This window comes from Campylobacter sp. IFREMER_LSEM_CL1846, from assembly GCF_025772105.1.
GTDB classification, from domain to species: Bacteria; Campylobacterota; Campylobacteria; order Campylobacterales; family Campylobacteraceae; genus Campylobacter_D; species Campylobacter_D lari_D.
In genome coordinates, this window is the sequence record NZ_JAKMRM010000003.1 from 66,847 (window position 1) to 84,209 (window position 17,363).

Annotated in this window: 18 protein-coding genes and 2 pseudogenes; 11 read left to right on the forward strand and 9 right to left on the reverse strand. The window is 30.2% G+C overall.

The genetic code is table 11. From position 1 onward, the window contains the following. The first annotated feature begins 16 nt into the window (after positions 1–16). On the forward strand, positions 17–3,280 hold the full coding sequence (carB, locus tag L8W40_RS02380; protein WP_263661499.1) for a carbamoyl-phosphate synthase large subunit: 3,264 nt from the start codon (positions 17–19) through the stop codon (positions 3,278–3,280). After that, positions 3,277–3,699 (forward strand): Sua5 YciO YrdC YwlC family protein, encoded by a 423-nt coding sequence (locus L8W40_RS02385; protein WP_133319514.1) that lies wholly within the window; start codon positions 3,277–3,279, stop codon positions 3,697–3,699. Before carB ends, L8W40_RS02385 begins: the two co-directional genes overlap by 4 nt. On the opposite strand, the gene L8W40_RS02390 is transcribed toward L8W40_RS02385, so the two are convergent. Then, positions 3,696–4,730: an isoaspartyl peptidase/L-asparaginase family protein gene (locus L8W40_RS02390; protein ID WP_263659513.1), complete on the reverse strand. Its 1,035-nt coding sequence runs from the start codon at positions 4,728–4,730 to the stop codon at positions 3,696–3,698. The genes L8W40_RS02385 and L8W40_RS02390 overlap by 4 nt on opposite strands. Positions 4,731–5,192: 462 nt before the next feature. Here L8W40_RS02390 and L8W40_RS08105 point away from each other — a divergent pair. From L8W40_RS08105 to bioD, 5 genes and pseudogenes are all read left to right on the forward strand, one after another. Beyond that, positions 5,193–5,696 (forward strand): annotated as a pseudogene (locus L8W40_RS08105) (cache domain-containing protein); the annotation flags it as partial. A gap of 690 nt (positions 5,697–6,386) precedes the next feature. Next, on the forward strand, positions 6,387–6,911 hold the full coding sequence (locus tag L8W40_RS08110; RefSeq protein ID WP_375154850.1) for a methyl-accepting chemotaxis protein: 525 nt from the start codon (positions 6,387–6,389) through the stop codon (positions 6,909–6,911). A gap of 62 nt (positions 6,912–6,973) precedes the next feature. Further along, positions 6,974–7,321 carry a DMT family transporter gene (locus L8W40_RS02405; protein ID WP_087699708.1) on the forward strand — a complete coding sequence of 116 codons (348 nt, stop codon included), beginning with the start codon at positions 6,974–6,976 and terminating at the stop codon, positions 7,319–7,321. Then, positions 7,321–7,635, forward strand: a complete 315-nt coding sequence (locus L8W40_RS02410; protein ID WP_087699706.1) for a DMT family transporter — start codon at positions 7,321–7,323, stop codon at positions 7,633–7,635. The genes L8W40_RS02405 and L8W40_RS02410 overlap by 1 nt, the downstream gene beginning before the upstream one ends. A gap of 7 nt (positions 7,636–7,642) precedes the next feature. Beyond that, positions 7,643–8,212, forward strand: a complete 570-nt coding sequence (bioD, locus tag L8W40_RS02415; protein ID WP_263664570.1) for a dethiobiotin synthase — start codon at positions 7,643–7,645, stop codon at positions 8,210–8,212. Here the strand turns inward: bioD and L8W40_RS02420 are convergent. The 3 genes from L8W40_RS02420 to L8W40_RS02430 are packed head-to-tail and all read right to left on the reverse strand — an operon-like array spanning position 8,187 to position 11,267. Then, entirely contained in the window at positions 8,187–9,359 is a 1,173-nt protein-coding gene (locus L8W40_RS02420) for a class I SAM-dependent methyltransferase (protein ID WP_263664571.1), read from the reverse strand. The genes bioD and L8W40_RS02420 overlap by 26 nt on opposite strands. Further along, positions 9,346–9,960, reverse strand: coding sequence for a restriction endonuclease (locus L8W40_RS02425; protein ID WP_263664572.1), 615 nt, complete (start codon positions 9,958–9,960; stop codon positions 9,346–9,348). The genes L8W40_RS02420 and L8W40_RS02425 overlap by 14 nt, the downstream gene beginning before the upstream one ends. 38 nt (positions 9,961–9,998) lie before the next feature. Beyond that, positions 9,999–11,267 carry an adenosylmethionine--8-amino-7-oxononanoate transaminase gene (locus L8W40_RS02430; RefSeq protein WP_263664573.1) on the reverse strand — a complete coding sequence of 423 codons (1,269 nt, stop codon included), beginning with the start codon at positions 11,265–11,267 and terminating at the stop codon, positions 9,999–10,001. A 128-nt stretch (positions 11,268–11,395) separates the two neighbouring features. Between L8W40_RS02430 and L8W40_RS02435 the strand changes: the two genes are divergently transcribed. The 4 genes from L8W40_RS02435 to bioC are packed head-to-tail and all read left to right on the forward strand — an operon-like array spanning position 11,396 to position 14,338. Next, the gene (locus tag L8W40_RS02435; RefSeq protein WP_263664574.1) at positions 11,396–11,908 is read left to right on the forward strand and encodes a tetratricopeptide repeat protein; all 513 of its coding nucleotides are present in this window, start codon (positions 11,396–11,398) and stop codon (positions 11,906–11,908) included. Continuing rightward, on the forward strand, positions 11,908–13,032 hold the full coding sequence (locus L8W40_RS02440) for an aminotransferase class I/II-fold pyridoxal phosphate-dependent enzyme (RefSeq protein WP_263664575.1): 1,125 nt from the start codon (positions 11,908–11,910) through the stop codon (positions 13,030–13,032). The genes L8W40_RS02435 and L8W40_RS02440 overlap by 1 nt, the downstream gene beginning before the upstream one ends. Further along, complete coding sequence (locus tag L8W40_RS02445) at positions 13,029–13,655, forward strand: pimeloyl-ACP methyl esterase BioG family protein (protein WP_263660467.1); 627 nt, start codon at positions 13,029–13,031, stop codon at positions 13,653–13,655. The genes L8W40_RS02440 and L8W40_RS02445 overlap by 4 nt, the downstream gene beginning before the upstream one ends. Further along, the gene (gene bioC / locus L8W40_RS02450) at positions 13,640–14,338 is read left to right on the forward strand and encodes a malonyl-ACP O-methyltransferase BioC (RefSeq protein WP_263664576.1); all 699 of its coding nucleotides are present in this window, start codon (positions 13,640–13,642) and stop codon (positions 14,336–14,338) included. Before L8W40_RS02445 ends, bioC begins: the two co-directional genes overlap by 16 nt. A gap of 3 nt (positions 14,339–14,341) precedes the next feature. On the opposite strand, the gene L8W40_RS02455 is transcribed toward bioC, so the two are convergent. The 5 genes and pseudogenes from L8W40_RS02455 to surE all read right to left on the reverse strand — a co-directional run bounded on the left by L8W40_RS02455 (position 14,342) and on the right by surE (position 17,331). Continuing rightward, on the reverse strand, positions 14,342–15,163 hold the full coding sequence (locus tag L8W40_RS02455; protein ID WP_263664577.1) for a CPBP family intramembrane glutamic endopeptidase: 822 nt from the start codon (positions 15,161–15,163) through the stop codon (positions 14,342–14,344). A 13-nt stretch (positions 15,164–15,176) separates the two neighbouring features. Further along, a pseudogene (locus L8W40_RS02460) lies at positions 15,177–15,483 on the reverse strand (hypothetical protein); the annotation flags it as partial. Next, on the reverse strand, positions 15,473–15,928 hold the full coding sequence (locus tag L8W40_RS02465; protein ID WP_263661491.1) for a GNAT family N-acetyltransferase: 456 nt from the start codon (positions 15,926–15,928) through the stop codon (positions 15,473–15,475). The gene L8W40_RS02465 and the pseudogene L8W40_RS02460, both read right to left, overlap by 11 nt. Further along, positions 15,912–16,565, reverse strand: a complete 654-nt coding sequence (locus L8W40_RS02470; protein WP_220566570.1) for a ThiF family adenylyltransferase — start codon at positions 16,563–16,565, stop codon at positions 15,912–15,914. Before L8W40_RS02470 ends, L8W40_RS02465 begins: the two co-directional genes overlap by 17 nt. Beyond that, a complete protein-coding gene (gene surE / locus L8W40_RS02475; protein ID WP_133319525.1) occupies positions 16,558–17,331 on the reverse strand; it encodes a 5'/3'-nucleotidase SurE in 774 nt (257 codons plus the stop codon). The genes L8W40_RS02470 and surE overlap by 8 nt, the downstream gene beginning before the upstream one ends. Positions 17,332–17,363: the final 32 nt, after the last annotated feature.

Below are 17,363 nucleotides of genomic sequence, written 5' to 3' on the forward strand. Positions count from 1 at the left end.
TAGCTTAGGAAAATACATGCCAAAAAGAACAGATATAAAAAATATATTATTAATAGGCAGTGGGCCTATCATTATAGGTCAAGCTTGTGAGTTTGATTACTCAGGAACTCAAGCGGCAAAAACTTTAAAAGAGCTAGGTTATAGAGTAGTTTTGATCAATTCTAATCCGGCTACGATTATGACAGATCCTGAATTTGCTGATGCAACTTATATAGAACCAATTACCAAAGAAAGTATTCTAAGTATTATCAAAAAAGAAAAAATCGATGCGATTTTACCTACTATGGGTGGCCAAGTTGCTTTAAATGTTGCTATGGAAGTTTATGAAAGTGGCGAGCTTGCAGATGTAAAATTTTTAGGTGCAAATCCTGAAGCGATTAAAAAAGGCGAAGACAGACAAGTTTTTAAAGAATGTATGAAAAAAATCGGCATGGATTTACCAAAATCTATGTATGCGTATAATTATGAAGAGGCTTTAAAAGCTGTTGATGAGATTGGCTTTCCTTTGATGATTAGAGCTTCTTTTACCTTAGGTGGTGCAGGAAGTGGCGTGGTATATAATATGGATGAGTTTGCAGAACTTGCAAATACTGCTTTAGCGCTAAGCCCTATCCATGAAATTTTAATCGAAGAAAGCTTACTTGGTTGGAAAGAATACGAAATGGAGGTCATTAGAGATAAAAATGACAATTGTATTATCGTTTGCTCTATTGAAAATGTCGATCCTATGGGAGTTCATACAGGCGATTCTATTACTATAGCTCCTGCTTTAACTTTGACTGATAAAGAATACCAAGCGATGCGTAATGCTTCTTTTGCTATTTTAAGAGAAATTGGAGTAGATACAGGTGGATCAAATGTGCAATTTGCTATCAATCCAACTAATGGTAGAATGATAGTTATTGAAATGAATCCTAGGGTTTCAAGATCTTCAGCCCTAGCTAGTAAAGCTACGGGCTATCCTATAGCTAAGGTAGCTACGCTTTTAGCAGTTGGATTTAGTTTAGATGAGATTAAAAATGATATCACAGGAACTCCTGCTTCATTTGAACCGGTAATTGATTATATCGTAACTAAAATTCCTCGTTTTACTTTTGAAAAATTCCCAAATGCAAGCACAGAGCTTGGCACTGCTATGAAAAGCGTGGGTGAGGTTATGGCTATAGGGAGAACTTTTAAAGAAAGCATTCAAAAAGCACTTTGCTCACTTGAGAGAAATTTAAGTGGGTTTGATACTATAGAATGTGATAAAAATGAGCTTTTAGCAAAAATTCGCCAAGCTAATGAAAAACGCTTACTTTATATAGCACAAGCTTTTAGAGAAGGTTTTAGCACACAAGAGCTTTTTGAGCTTTGCAAAATAGATCCTTGGTTTTTAAACCAAATCAAAGAAATAGTGGAATTTGAAAATCAAATAGATATGGATATTTTAAGTAATAAGCAACTATTAAGAAAAGCTAAAACCTTAGGTTTTTCAGATAAAAAAATTGCTAGCTTAATTAATCAAAAAGATAATCTTGAGTTAAGCCAAAATGATATTTATTATGCAAGAATTAAACACAAAATCATCGCTCAATATAGTGAAGTAGATACTTGTGCAGGAGAATTTGAAGCACTGACCCCGTATTTATACTCAAGTATTAATACAAATGAAGCTACGCAAGTAAAAGAAAGTAAAGATAAAAAAGATAAAAAAGTGATGATTATAGGTGGTGGACCAAACCGCATAGGACAAGGCATTGAGTTTGATTATGCTTGCGTGCATGCTTCTTTTGCTCTAAAAGATATGGGTGTAAAAACTATAATGTATAACTGTAACCCAGAAACGGTTTCAACAGATTATGATACGAGTGATATTTTGTATTTTGAGCCAATTGATTTTGAGCATTTAAGAGCGGTTATTGATAGAGAAAGACCCGATGGAGTGATAGTGCATTTTGGTGGTCAAACCCCGCTTAAATTTGCAAAACGCCTTAGTGCTTTTGGAGCAAAGATTATAGGAACAAGTGCAAGGGTAATAGATTTAGCTGAAGATAGAAAGAAATTTGCTAAATTTATTGAAGATCTAGGTATAAATCAACCTAAAAATGGCACAGCCATAAGTGTAGAAGAAGCGATTATAAAAGCAAATGAGATAGGTTATCCTGTGCTTGTTAGACCAAGTTATGTTTTGGGTGGTCGTGCAATGCGTGTAGTGCATGATGAGAGTGAGCTTAGACTTTATATGCAAGAAGCAGTAGATGTGAGTGATAAATCTCCGGTATTAATCGATCAATTTTTAGATAATGCAACTGAGCTTGATGTAGATGCGATAAGTGATGGAAAAGAAGTTTATGTAGCAGGTATTATGGAGCATATTGAAGAAGCAGGAATTCACTCAGGCGATAGCGCTTGCTCTTTACCTGCTGTAAATATTGATGAAGCTATGCTTGAAATGATTGAACAAAAAACAAAAGATATTGCTTTAAATTTAGGTGTAGTAGGGCTTTTAAATATACAATTTGCTATTTATGATAATAAACTTTATATGATAGAAGTAAATCCAAGAGCTAGTAGAACCGTGCCTTTTGTGAGCAAAGCCACAGGAATTCCTTTAGCTAAGGTTGCAACGCGCGTGATGTGGCAAGGAAATTTAAGAGAAAGCTTGAAATTTTATGACACCTTTAAAGTGGTAGAGGAAAAAAACGGAATTTTAAGAGCTAAAAAACCAAAACATATTAGTGTAAAATCAGTGGTATTTCCTTTTGCTAAACTTAGCGGAAGCGATCTTGAGCTTGGACCTGAAATGCGCTCAACCGGTGAAGTTATGGGAGTAAGTAAAGATTTTGATAACTCTTATGCAAAAAGCCAACTTGCTTCTTCAAATTTCTTACCAGAAAGTGGTAATGTGTTTTTATCACTAAGAGAGCAAGATAAAAAATATGCAGTAGATTTAGCTAATGAGTATATTAAGCTAGGATTTAAAATCATTGCTACGAGTGGAACTTATAAAGTTTTACAAGAAGCGGGCTTGGAGTGTGAGTTTGTGCATAAAATTTCTGAAGGACGCCCGAATGTAGAGGATAAATTAAAAAATTCTCAAATTCAACTTGCTATAAATACTAGCGATGAGCATAGTTTTAAAGGCGACACTAAAAAAATTAGAGCAAATATTTTACGCTTTAAAATCCCATATTTTACAAATCTAAGAGCAGCTTATGCGGGGATTAAAGCTATCAAAGCTATACAAAATAAATCATGTCTTGAAGTAAAGAGCTTACAAGAATACTTAAAAACATGATTTATCTTGCTCAAACTGATACAACAGCAGGGTTTTTAAGTAAGGACTTAAAAGCCCTTAATACTTTAAAAAAAAGGCCCTTAAAGCAAGATTGTTTAATTACTACGGCTAAATTTAGTGAGCTTAAAAAACTTACAAGAGTGCCAAATTATTTTAAAAATACTATTAGAAAATCCAAAAAAACTACTTTTTTATATCCTAATTCTAAAGCAATACGCGTTGTGAAAGATTGCACTCATGAGGAATTTTTAAAAAAGTTTGATTGGCTTTATTCTACTTCTGCAAACATTCATGGAAAAAAATTTGATCTAAATTGGGCTATGCAAAATGCAGATAAAATAGTAGATGAAAAGTTTTTTGAAAGTGGGGCCTCAAAGATTTTTAAACTTCGAGGCATTAAAAAAGTTAAACTGCGTTAATTTCCAAGCGGCCAAAATACTTTTGGCTCTTCGCCGATTTTTGCTTGTCCATGATACATTCCAAGTTTATCTTTAGTCCAAGCATAACCAACTTTTCCATTTTTATCTATTGAAATAATTCCGCCTGTACCACCAAGTTTTGCAACTTGTTTGATGGTTTCTTGGGCTGCTTTTTGCACTGAAAGTTTTTTGTATTTGTATAAAGACGCAACTTCATGAGCTGCAGCTACTCTTATGTAAATGTCACCTGTTCCTGTGCAAGAAATTGCTACTGAGTCATTATTTGCATAATTTCCTGCTCCTATGATAGGAGAATCCCCAATGCGTCCTGTCATTTTATTTGTAGTGCCACCTGTGCTTGTACCTGCTGCTAGGTTGCCGTTTTTATCTAAAGCTATTGCACCTACTGTGCCTAAATATGGCTCGGTGCTTACACCAAGATGAGCTTTTGCCTTATCACTATCTAATAAAACTTCCTTGCTTTTTTTAGCTTCTTGAAGTTGTTTGTATCTGTGCTCTGTAAAGAAGTATTTTTGTCCTACTATTTCTAAGCCATGTTTTTTGGCTAATTTATCAGCACCCTCGCCCGCTATTAAAGTATGGGGTGTTTTTTCCATAACAAGTCTTGCTGCTTCTATAGGATTTTTAATCGTCCTAGCCATAGCAACTGCACCTGCTTTTAAATTTTTTCCATCCATTATAGATGCATCAAGCTCATTAAATCCATCAGAGGTAAAAACAGCACCTTTCCCAGCATTAAATTCAGGACTATCTTCCATTACTTTAATAGCGGCTATAACAGCATCAACCGAGCTTCCTCCTTTTTCAAGTATGCTTTGACCTGCTTTTAAAGATTCTTTCATTACCTTTTCTCTTTTGGCAAATTCTTCTTTGGTAAGTCCTAAGCCACTTGTTCCACCATGTATAACGATGATAGGTTCAAAATCTTTTGCAAAGACATTATTGCTTAGTAAAAATATTAAACTAGTTAATGTCAATAAAATTCTTTTACTACAGGTTAAAAATTTCATTATTTACTCCTTTTTTAAAATTATTTATTATATTTAATAAAAATTAAATATAACTAAAATTTAATTAATAAATGAGTATTTTTAGGACAAAAATTCTACTTTTTATTTTTATAGGTGTTATTTTTGAAAAATTTTTTAGAAATTAATTAAAATGTTTTTATATTTATTGCAAAATTAGGAGGTATTTTAATGTTTAAAACTATTGTAGCTAAGAAAATATCATTTTTCACAGCTTTGATTTTGGTTGTTGGATTTGGTATTTTTGTTGGACTAAATTATTATTCGTCTAAAACGGATATTCTTCAAAGTATTGTAAGTGGAAAGCAAGAAAGTGTTAAAAATGGAAAAAATTTTTCAGATTTATACTTCAATACCAAGATAGAGAATATTAAAAAAATCGCTGCAAATATTATTGAACATAAAAATGTAAGTGAGGAATATATTGGTTCTTTTTTAGAAAAGATGTTTGGTTTTTATTCTTTTAATGCTATTTATGTTGGGTATGAAAAAGATGGTAGCTTAATTGATGTAGATATTAATTCTAAAGGAAAACATTTTATTTTAAATCAAGAAAAAGATGGTTTTGATGCTAGAGAACGCGTGTGGTATCAAAATGCAAAAAATAAAAATAAGGTAAGCATTTCAGAACCTTTTTTAGATGTCGTAACTAAAAAAATAGCTTTGTCAGTGTCAATTCCGATTGTTATTGATGGGAAATTTTATGGAGTTTTAGCAGGCGAGTTTTTTCTAGATGATATACGCAATGCTTTTGGAAGATTAAAAACTACTGCAAGTAATAATGTGTTTTTAATCAATGAAAGAAAGGAAATGATAGCTCATTCTTCTGCTAATATAGATTTTTATGAAGACAATGAAGTTAAAGAAGTGTTAAAAAATTTTGTTAATGTTGCAAGTGTAACTCCAAATGAAACTACTGATTTGATTTTGTATAAACTTAAAGGTCAAGAACGCTTAGCTGTGTGTATTATGGGAGAAAATTCTTTAACTTTGTGTTCTTCTAATGCTTTGAGTGATTATGATGAGGTTTTAAACGGACTTTTAATTACCCAAGTTATATTTGGTGTGATTTTTGTCCTTGTTATTATCGTTATTTTGGGTGGTATGATAGAGCATTTTCTTAAGAAAATTATATTTATTAAAGAAGCTTTAGAAGATTTTTTTGAAAGTTTAAACTACAAAGCCGATATGAAAGATATAGATTTAAATATCAAAGGAAATGATGAATTTGCTATTATTGGTAAAGAAATCAATAATGGTATAAAAAATATCCAAAAGAATTTAAAGCAAGACAAGAAGGCTGTGTTTGAAAGTGTTCAAAAGTTGAAAGAGATAGAGCTTGGAGATTTATCTGTTAGAATTGATAATGATCCTATAAATCCTCAACTAATAGAGTTAAAAAATGTATTAAATGAATTGCTTGATATTTTAGAAGAGAAAATAGGATCAAACATCAACGAGCTTGATAGAGTGCTTGAAAGTTATAAGGCTTTAGATTTTTCAACACAGGTTGAAAATGCAAAAGGAAGTGTAGAAATAACAACAAATGTTTTAGGTTCAGAAATCAAAAAGATGTTGATTTCTTCTTCTAAATTTGCACATAAACTAACTATACAATGTGAAAAACTAGAAGAATTTATGCAAAAACTTGTTGATGGAACTTATTCTCAATCAAATTCTTTGGAAAAATCCATAAAAGCAGTAGAGCAAATAAACATTTCTATGCAAAATGTTGGAGGTAAAACTACAGAGGTTGTTTCTCAAGCTGAAAATATTAAAGAAGTAGTAAATGTGATCAAGGACATAGCAGAACAAACAAATTTATTAGCATTAAATGCTGCCATAGAAGCTGCTCGTGCGGGTGAACATGGCAGAGGTTTTGCTGTGGTTGCTGATGAAGTGCGTCATTTGGCTGAAAAGACAGAAAGAAGTTTAGGTGAGATAGAAGCTAATGTAAATATTTTAGTTCAAAGTGTTAATGATGTTTCTATATCAATGCATGAACAAACTCAAAGTATTTCACAAATCAATGATGCGATAATTCAACTAGAAGATGTCACAAAAGAAAATGTAAAAATAGCTAATTTTACTAATGAAACTACTAAAGAAGTAGGGGATATTTCTCAAGATATATTAAAAGAGGTGGAAAGTAAGAAAATTTAATACCAAGGAGCTTATTATTTTGTAATTTTGGTTATAATTTGCACTTTTAAAAAAGGTAGATTATGATTGAAAGAACAAAAATAAGCTCTAATTTTGGTTGGTTTATGGTAATTTTAGGTGGTTTGGTTGAGTGTTTTTGGGTAAGTGGTTTAAAATACTCTACTGAAATTTGGCATTATGCTTTAACAGCCATTGGAGTTTGTATATCTTTTACATGTTTTTTGAAAGCTTGTGAAAGACTTGAAGTAAGTATTGCTTATAGTGTTTTTGTAGGTATTGGCACGGTTGGAGTGGTGCTTAATGAGATGTTTATTTTCAATGAGCCAAGCTCTATTACCAAGCTTACTTTAATAGCCATTTTGCTTTTAAGTATCATAGGCCTTAAAATCATTAGCAAGGAAGCTAAATAATGGAATGGTTTTTTTTATTTTTAGCGACCGCTTTTGAAATTTTTGGCGTGATTATTATGAAACAACTTGTAAGCACTAAAAATAAGCTTTATCTTTTAGCTTTGATAGTGTGTTTTGCTTTTTCATTTGGATTTTTAAGCCTTAGCATGCAAAGTATTGCTATGAGTGTGGCTTATTCTATATGGACAGGAGCTGGAACTGCAGGCGGGGTTATCATAGGGGTGCTTTTTTATAAAGAAAGCAAAAGCTTTTTAAAGCTTTTTTTGATCGCTCTTATCATTGCTTGCACCGTGGGTTTAAAAATACTTTCATAGGTTTAAAATGAAAATATACATTAGCGGTATAGACACAGATGTTGGCAAAACTTATCTAAGTGCTAGAATTTGTAAAGAATTGGGTTTTGATTATTTTAAGCTTATCCAAGCAGGCACGCCAAAAGATAGTGAGGTAGTAGCTGAGTTTAGCCCAAAAACTAAGATTTTCAAAGAAGGTGTGTTTTTAAAAACCCCTGCTTCACCGCACAAAGGTAGGATTTTAGAGAATTTAAACTATAAAGCTTTTGATATACAAATTCCACAAAGTGAAAAACTCATTATCGAACTAGCTGGTGGGCTTTTTTCGCCCCTTGATGATGAAAAAACAATGATTGATTATATGAGTGCGTTTAAGCACCCTACGATTTTAGTCGCAAAAGACTATCTAGGAAGTATCAATCACACTCTTTTAAGCATAGAAGCATTAAAACAAAGAGATATTAAAATCCTTGCTTTAATCTTAAAAACCCAAGATACTTTTAGTAAGGATTTTATAAGCAATTACGCTAAAATTCCTATCATAGAATTTGATGATAAAGTGTGCGAAAATATTAAACCAATTTTAAAAAATCTCTAAAACTTTCATTTAGCAAGCAATTTTCTAAACTTCTTTGGGAAAATAAAAATCTTCCATCACAAACAAAGCCAAGCTCATTCCAATCAATTTTATTTAATTTATCACATATTTTTTGTAAAAGATTTTTATCACATTTAAATTTTGGGAAAATAGCTAGTATAGAACCATCATAAGCTTTGCAATCATTTATAAAAAATGGATTTTTATTTCTTGTTTTTGTATTGACATAAATTCTTTCTAAATCACTTTTATAATAGTTTCTACCCCATTGCCACCAATTATCTTCATTAAATTTTTTGATTTTTCTTGTTAATAATATATTTTTATGTTGTATTAAATATTCACATGTTTTACCATAATTTCCATAAATCATCTTTTTTGTCTTTTTTGTTTTATTTGTTGAAGAACAAACGAAATCTATATTTCCAAATTTGTCATTTGTAAAAATTTTATCTGCACCACTTACAGCTCCAACTTTTACAAAAAATAATTTTGAAAATGGTATAAAATAATGATTCTTAGTAAATAGTATTTGTCCATTTATGCAATTAAATTCTTTTAAACAATTTGTACTTCTTTTAAAATTTCCTTTTTCAAATCTCCATATAGCACAATTTGGTTGGGCGTTATGAAAAATTTTTTTATCACCTAAATCTATAAAATCAGTTATACTTCCTTGAGAAAATAAAAAATTATTTAATTTTATACTAGAAGTGCTTTTTAAAAAATCTCTAGGTGTGATAAATATCAATTCGCCATTATCTTTTAAATGTAAAATGCATTTATATATGAAAAACAGATATAAATTGCTTCTTTCATCAAATATTTGACTATAAGTTTGTAGGGAAAATTTGGTGTTATATTTTATATCTTTATATTTTACATAGGGAGGATTTCCTATTATAGTATCAAACTTTTCATTTATTGGATAATCAAAAAAATCTATATTTAGTATTTGTTGATCATTTATAACATTTTTATCTATTTCTATACCTATTTTATTAGCAGGTAAATTTCTAAAAAATGCTCCATTTCCACAACTTGGCTCTAAAAACCTACCATTGTTTTTAATTAAGCTCATCATGTCACTTACTACATATTGTGGCGTAAAAACTTGCCCTAGTTCTTTTATATTAAGCATATTCATTAAAATATTTCTTAAAATGAAAATACGCATCAGCTCTAAGTTTTAAAGAATTAGCAAAACATTTCATTATAAAATCTTTGGCTTCTTTAAAATCTCTTGATATAGGACATCTATTTTCATCCCATTTTGCTTGAAAAGGTAAATTATTTCCATTAGGTGAAATTTTATTAAGACTTTTAAGTGAAGCTACAAATATATCTTGAGTATTATCTTTATTTATAATTAAAAAATAATAATCTTTGCAATTTTCTTTTAAATTCTTTTTTAAGTTATAAAAATATTGTTCCCAGTTTATATTATTAAAAATCGGAATATTTCCTGTCAATGCATAATATATACCTAGTTTACAATTTAAATTATCCGTAGTATGCGTTGTTGTGACTTTTATATTTACAGGATAAAATTCCCCGTTTTCTTCCAAACTAAAATCAAACCAAGCCCTAGCATTTGGTAAATTAATTTTAAAATCATTATTTATGATATTTATTATATCATCTTCATTTAAAGCAGAATTTATTCTTCCATCTCTTGAGTATTCTTTTAGTTGTGCTCTATTTTCTAATAAAAAATTTTGAATTTCAATAAGCTTACTTGGAAACATTTTATTCCTTATTTAGATTATTTGATATTTATTTTAAATTAAAAATCTTTAAAAATTTCTTTTAAAGATTTTACCATATAAGCAATCTCATCTTCATTTATAACATATGGTGGCATGAAATAAATTGTATTTCCAAGTGGTCTTAAAAGCAAGCCTTTTTTTAAGGCTCTTTGAAAGACTTCAAGTCCTGCTCTTTGATATTTGCTTTTTTGTATATCAAATGCACTTACCATGCCTAAATTTCTAAAATTTCCTAAAAAGTCAAATTCTTTTAAACTCTCCCATTGAGTTTTTATAAAAGCACTTTTGATTTTATTTTTTGTGATGATATTTTCTTTTTCAAAAATATCCAAAGTCGCATTAGCCGCTGCACAAGCTAGGGCATTACCCGTGTAAGAGTGAGAGTGTAAAAAGGCCTTTTGGCTCTCATAACTATCATAAAATTTCTCATAAATTTCATCTTTAGTAAGCACCACTGAAAGTGGTAAATACCCACCCGTAATAGCTTTAGAAAGACATATATAATCAATGCTTTGTGAGCAATAATCAAGCGCAAACATTTCCCCTGTGCGTCCAAAACCTGTGGCTATCTCATCAAATATCACTTGCACGCCATAATCTTTAGCAAGTTTAACTGCCTCATCTAAATACCCAAGCTCGTACATGTGCATATTACCCGCACATTGAAGTAAAGGCTCAAGTATAAAAGCACAAATTTCATGATGATGATTTTTTAAAATACTTTCTAGAATTTCGAGTTCTTTTGTATAGTCTTTGCTTGTTGGCACAGGCGTTGTGATACTTTTTAAAAGTAAAGGCTCATAGGTTTTTTTATAAAGTGCTACATCGCCAATGCTTAATGCACCTAGGGTTTCTCCATGGTAAGAATTGCTAAGCGATAAAAATTTATCCTTTTTAGAGCCATTGTTTAAGTGGTATTGAAAGCTCATTTTTAAAGCCACTTCTATGGCTGAGCTACCATTGTCTGCAAAAAAGCATTTATCAAAAGGTAAAAGCTTGCAAAGTCTTTGCGAAAGCTTTATGATAGGCTCATGTGAAAAGCCTGCAAGCAAGACATGCTCTAAATTTTGAAGTTGATCTTTGGTTTTTTCATTGATATATTCATTACAATGGCCAAAGATATTTACCCACCAAGAGCTAATGCAGTCTATGTATGATTTTTCATCAAAATCATACAAATACACTCCCTTAGCCTTTTTTATAGGTATTAAAGGTAAAAACTCATGATCGCTCATTTGCGTGCAAGGGTGCCAAATGTGTTTTAAGTCTAGTTCTTTTAAATTCATTTTTACTTCTTTGATTTTTATTACTAATGATACTACAATTTTTACTCAAATTTATGCTTTAAAATGAAAAAGGATTATTTAGAAAATATTTATATAATTAGCTTTTATCTTAAATTTAGAGGTAAAGTATGAAAAAAGTATTGATTATCTTAACGATTTTATTTTCAAATTTTGCATACTCGCAAGCGGATTTGGTTATAAAAGGATTTGAGGCTTATGATAGAGGCGATTACCCAACAGCTTTAAAATACTTTCAGCAAGCTTGTGATTTGAAGAACGGTTTTGGTTGTTATAGTATTGGTGCTATGTATGCAAATGAAGAAGGTATAAAAAGAGATAATTTTAAAGCAGTGAAATTTTATAAAAAAGCTTGTGACTTGAACGATGGTTCAGGTTGCTCTAATCTTGGTTTTATGTATGTAAATGGATATGGTGTTAAAAAAGATAATTTCAAGGCAGTAGAATTATTTCAAAAAGCATGTGATTTAAACGATGGATTAGGTTGTGATAATCTTGGTGTTATGTATGTAAATGGATCTGGTGTTAGAAAAGATCTTTCCAAAGCCTTAGAGTATTTTGGCAAGGCTTGTGATTTGAAATACGATAAAGGTTGTCAAAACTACGCAAGGCTTAAACAATAATGCAAATTGCACAAATTTTAGATGAGCTAAAACAACAAAATAATTTTAGAATTCTACGCTCATTAAAACATGAGGGAAAATATGTTATTTATAATGAGCAAAAATTACTAAATTTAGCGAGCAATGATTATTTAAATTTAAGCAATGAAAAAGCATTAAAGCAAGATTTTTTAACACATTTAAAAGAATTTAAATTTTCTAGTTCAAGTTCTAGAAGCTTGAGTGGAAATTATGCGATTTTTGATGAATTTGAAAGCTTTTTAGAAGCTAAGTTAGGCAGAAAAATCTTGCATTTTAACAATGGCTATGCCTTAAATGTTAGCTGTTTGCAAGCTTTAGCAAGCATTAAAAATACTTTATTTTTAGCAGATAAGCAAGTTCATGCAAGTATCATCGATGGTTTAAGGCTTGGCGGGACTAAATTTATAAGATTTAAACACAATGATATAAAGCATTTGCAAAGCTTAGTGCAAAAGCATTATAAAGAATTTGAAAATATTATCATCATAAGTGAAGCGCTATTTAGTATGGATGGAGATTTTGCGCCTATAAAAGAATTCATAAATTTGAAAAAAGAATTTAAAAATATCAAAATTTATATTGATGAAGCTCATAGCATAGGTTGTTTTGGAGATGATGGTTTGGGTTATGTGAAATTTTTAGGCTTAGAAAAGGAAGTGGATTTTTTAGTTTTTACCTTTGGTAAGGCCATAGCTTCCATGGGAGCTTGCATGATAAGTGATGAAAAAGATTTTTTTATCAACAAAGCAAGGGCCTTTATATACTCAACTGCCATTGCGCCTATCAATGTAGCTTGGACTTTGCATGTTTTTAAGCATTTGCATGAATTTAATGCTCAAAGAAAAGAGCTTTTAGAGTTAAGCACTTGGTTTAAAAATGCTTTGGCAAGTAAAGGTGCAGTTTTAGGCGAGGCTTATGTGATATCTTTTATTTTAGGGCAAAATGCACTAGCTAGTGAAATTTCACAAAAGCTTTTAGAAAATGGTATTTTTGCACCTGCTATTAAAGAGCCAACCGTGGCTAAAAATACAGCTAGAATTCGCTTTTCTTTGCATGCTGGTTTAGTGAAAAAAGACTTAGAAAAGGTTTTGGAGGTATTTTGAAAACTCATTTTTTACATGAAAATGCAAATTCATCTGAGTTGATTTTATTTTTTTCAGGATTTTGCTCGCATTTTAGCCATTTTACGCATTTAAAAAGTGATGTAAATGTTTTAATGGTGTATGATTATACGAGTTTTGGTTGGGAATTTGATCTTAATAAATTTGAAAAAATCACTCTTGTTGGCTTTTCTATGGGAGTTTGCGTGGCGAGTAAAATTTTAAAAGATATAAAATTTGATAAAAAAATAGCCATAAATGGCACAAATTTACCTATAGATGATGAATTTGGGATTAAAAAAGCCATTTTTAAACTTACGATGAAAAGGTTTGCTTTAGAGGATTTTAAAGCAAATTTGCTTGAAAAAAGAATGAATTTAAGTGATGAGTTTTACTTTGAAAAAAACGAGCATTTAAAAGCAGAACTTTTAAGTTTATATGAGTTTTGCACTAAAGATTTAAATGAAAATTTTACTTGGGATAAAGCTATAATTAGCAAAGAGGATAAGATCTTTCCACCAAAACATGTTTTAAATTTTTTTAAAGAAAAGGCAATGTTTATCGATGAGCCACATTTTGCATTTTTTAAATACCACACTTGGGAAGAGCTTTGCAAACTTTCATAAGAGCAAAAGATACTTATAGTGCAAATACACCAGTGCAAAAAGACATGGCTAAAGAGCTTTGTAAAATGCTTAGTGAGAATGATTTGAGCGATTTTAAAGTGGTATTTGAGTTTGGCTGTGGAGTAGGGGTTTTTAGTAAGGCTTTGCAAGAGTGTATTAAATTTAAGCATTATTTTTTAAATGATATTTATCCTTTTGAAAATCCTTGTAAGTTTGATGAATTTGGTGTTTTTGATATGAATGAACTTAAAAATCATCATTTTTATACGAAAAAATTTGATCTTATAGCTTCAAATGCTTGTATGCAGTGGCTAAAGATAGATGAGCTTTTAGAAAATTTTGCAAATATGTTAAATAAAAATGGGATTTTGCTTTTTTCTACTTTTGGAGAAAAAAATTTCACTCAAATAAAACAAAGCACTAATTTATCACTTGAGTATTTAACTTTAGAGCAAATTAGGCAAAAGCTTTCTAAAAATTTTAAGATCATAAAAACAAAAGAAGAGTTAAAAGAGTTAAAATTTGATCATACTTTGGAACTTTTTAGGCATTTGAAATTAAGCGGAGTAAATGCTTTGAGTGATAAATTTTTTATAAGCAAGGCATTTTTAAAAAACTATGAAAAAGAATTTCAAAATACCTTGACTTATCATCCTTTATTTTTTCTAGTTAGAAAACTATAATCGCTAATGTTTTAAGTAAAATGGATAGGTAAAAAATATCAAATGGATTAAATTTAATCCATAGTGAAACAATACGCTCATCCATAAGCTTTTTGAGTGTTTATAAGCTAAGCCATAAATCACGCCTGCAACACTAGCAAATACAATCATCAAAACACCGCTTTTATAATGCACTAATCCAAAAGCTATGCTTGCGATTAATAAAGCAAGATTGGGGTGAATAAATTGTGTAAGTCTTTGTTGGAGATAACCTCTAAAAAAAGCTTCTTCTACTAAAGCAACTAACAAAAGATTTGAAAATAAAAAATATAAAATCCATGATGGTATGCTTATTTCTAGTTTGATAACACCCAAATACCAAGGCACGCACAGCAAAAGAATAGGAGATAAAAGCAATAAGCTCCATTTTATCGCTGAAGCTTTGGTGTAGTTTGTGTTTTTAAATAAAATAGGAAAAAGTATAAAAAGTATAAAAACCCCTAGTGGCTTGTCAATACTAAAGTAAAGATTAAAAGGTGCGCTATTTGTGCTTGCATAAACTTGATCTAAAACTTTGATGTTATTTACACCAGGGATAAAATGAAGAAATAAAGCTAAAGCATAGATAAATAAAGCTATTTCTAATATGAAAATTTTTTTATACTGATACAATATAGCCGTTATAAAAACTAATACATTAATCACTATAAAAGTTATATCTATAATTTTAAATACATATCCCAACAAGACTGAAAAGAGTAAAAAAATATACGAAATTTTGACTTTATCAAATGAAAGTAATATCAAAGAAATAGCCAAAAAAAGATGAGTGCTTAAAGCTAACATATAAAATCCTTGTTTATAATTGATCTAGATATAGTTTTACTACTTCTTCTCTTAGGTAAAGCTTTTTTAATCATTTACATTTATATATTTAAGACAAAAGCGTAAATTTTGTTACTTTTTATAAAACCTACAATTTGTCTATATTGTTTTAAATTCCAGTTTGTGTTTTTACTTAGCTTGATGATATTTATAATTTTTATCTTTGTAGTGAAAAATTTATTATTATCTTTTATAATACCTTTATTGAGTGTAATTAAGACATTAAAAATTTTAAAGTAGAAGCAGATAAAATGCATTTTGTTTGTTTTTTTAAAATCGTTTTATTTTCTTTTTCATGAAAAAATTTTTTAATTCTTGTTGATCTCTTATAGCAATGTTTTCTTTGATGATTTTAAATCCTGCTTTTAAAAAGAAATTTTTAGCACTAAGGCTAGCAAAAGTATAAATTTCACTATAAGGGTAGTTTTTAAGAGCAAATTCTAATAAAGCTTTACCATAACCTTGATGAGCATAGTTTGCATGAGTAAAGCAAAGATCGAGTGTTTTTTCTTCTAAATTTATACTTATAAAAGATACAATTTGGCCTTTTTCTTCATAAATAAAACCTAGTTGATTTTGAAATTTTTCTTCCCAAGCTTTTTGGTTTATATTAATCCAAGCACGAATTTGTTCTTTTGTATAATCATTTTTACAAAGAATGGATACGCTTTGCTTAAAAAGCTTGATACAAGGAGCTAAGTCTTTTATATCAAGCTTTCTTATCAAGCACTTTCCTTAAAGCCAAAGAAGCTAGAGCAAGTCCAAAAGAAGCTGTTACACCCATAAATGAGCCAAGATCTTTACAATGGGCTTCTTCATCTGAAAATACCACATCAAAATCCCCTTTAAAGCCTGATTTTCTAAGCTCATAGCGGAATTTTTTAGCTAAAGCATCGCCATGTGTTTTAAATATGCTTGTCGTTTTAATACGCGTTGGATCAAGCTTTCTAGCTCCACCGGTTGATGAGATAAAAATTTGCTTTTTCAAATCAAGTAAATTAGCCAAAGCAACCTTAGCAGGTATATCATCGATCGCATCGATGATAAGATCAAATTCACTCAAATTAAAACTTTTCAAAAACTCATCATCGATTTTACTGACTATACCTTTAGCATTGTAAATACGCTCAAAAACCTTAGCTTTTTCTTCGCCTATATTTTCACTATGAAGCTGGCGGTTTTGATTAGTAGTTTCAAATTTATCCGCATCAATTAAAGTTAGATTACTAAAGCCACTTCTAAAAAGCGCATCAACACAAATTCCACCAACTCCACCAAGCCCACAAACTAAAACTTTAGTGTTTTGAATTTTGATAAAATTTTCTTCATTAATAAGCCATTTTATACGCGTGTATCTATCCATTTTTCATCCATTTTTTGAGATTTTTCATTTGTTTATAAGCTGTTAGATCAAGCATTATAGGGGTTATTGTGGCATAGCCTTGTTTTAAAAGTGCTATGTCTGAATCTTTTTCATTTTCATGATCAAGATTAGCAGCAGCTAGCCAATAGTATTCTACACCTCTTGGGTTTGTATTAGAATGTGCTTTATAGCTATAAATTCTTTTACCTGCTTTGCAAATTTTTAAGCCTTGAAAGGCTGTTTTACTAGAAGGAAAGTTGATATTTAAAAATTCTTTTTTATCTAAAGGAAAGCCTTTTTCAAAGATATTTTTGACTATTTTTTTAGTAAGTTTTAAAGCAAGTTTATAATCAAGCTCTTTTTGATTATCTTTGTAAAATTGCGATAAAGCTATGGCAGGAATTCCATGAAGTACTGCTTCCATAGCACCTGCGCAAGTTCCTGAGTAGGTTATATCCTCGCCTACATTAGCACCTTTGTTAATTCCACTTATGACAAGATCAGGCAAACGCTTTTTATATAAAGCATGTAAAGCTAGATAAATACAATCTGCAGGCGTGCCATCATCAAGCTTGTAAAATCTTTTTCCAACCTTATGAAATCTTAAAGGCTTAGTTAGTGTTATAGAGTGTGAGCATGCTGATTTTTCACTAGCAGGAGCTACTATGGTAATTTTAGCTTTAAAATGCTTTCTTAGCATTTTTATAAGCTTTTTTAAACCCTCACTTTCATAGCCATCATCGTTTGTTATTAAAATTTCTTTCATGTTTTTTCCTTTTTTTAAATTCTAACACAAGT

Coding starts and splice junctions, on each gene's coding strand:
- carB (WP_263661499.1), top strand. CDS start 17: ATGCCAAAAAGAACAGATATAAAAAATATATTATTAATAGGCAGTGGG.
- L8W40_RS02385 (WP_133319514.1), top strand. CDS start 3,277: ATGATTTATCTTGCTCAAACTGATACAACAGCAGGGTTTTTAAGTAAG.
- L8W40_RS02390 (WP_263659513.1), bottom strand. CDS start 4,730: ATGAAATTTTTAACCTGTAGTAAAAGAATTTTATTGACATTAACTAGT.
- L8W40_RS08110 (WP_375154850.1), top strand. CDS start 6,387: ATGCAAAAACTTGTTGATGGAACTTATTCTCAATCAAATTCTTTGGAA.
- L8W40_RS02405 (WP_087699708.1), top strand. CDS start 6,974: ATGATTGAAAGAACAAAAATAAGCTCTAATTTTGGTTGGTTTATGGTA.
- L8W40_RS02410 (WP_087699706.1), top strand. CDS start 7,321: ATGGAATGGTTTTTTTTATTTTTAGCGACCGCTTTTGAAATTTTTGGC.
- bioD (WP_263664570.1), top strand. CDS start 7,643: ATGAAAATATACATTAGCGGTATAGACACAGATGTTGGCAAAACTTAT.
- L8W40_RS02420 (WP_263664571.1), bottom strand. CDS start 9,359: ATGAATATGCTTAATATAAAAGAACTAGGGCAAGTTTTTACGCCACAA.
- L8W40_RS02425 (WP_263664572.1), bottom strand. CDS start 9,960: ATGTTTCCAAGTAAGCTTATTGAAATTCAAAATTTTTTATTAGAAAAT.
- L8W40_RS02430 (WP_263664573.1), bottom strand. CDS start 11,267: ATGAATTTAAAAGAACTAGACTTAAAACACATTTGGCACCCTTGCACG.
- L8W40_RS02435 (WP_263664574.1), top strand. CDS start 11,396: ATGAAAAAAGTATTGATTATCTTAACGATTTTATTTTCAAATTTTGCA.
- L8W40_RS02440 (WP_263664575.1), top strand. CDS start 11,908: ATGCAAATTGCACAAATTTTAGATGAGCTAAAACAACAAAATAATTTT.
- L8W40_RS02455 (WP_263664577.1), bottom strand. CDS start 15,163: ATGTTAGCTTTAAGCACTCATCTTTTTTTGGCTATTTCTTTGATATTA.
- L8W40_RS02470 (WP_220566570.1), bottom strand. CDS start 16,565: ATGGATAGATACACGCGTATAAAATGGCTTATTAATGAAGAAAATTTT.
- surE (WP_133319525.1), bottom strand. CDS start 17,331: ATGAAAGAAATTTTAATAACAAACGATGATGGCTATGAAAGTGAGGGT.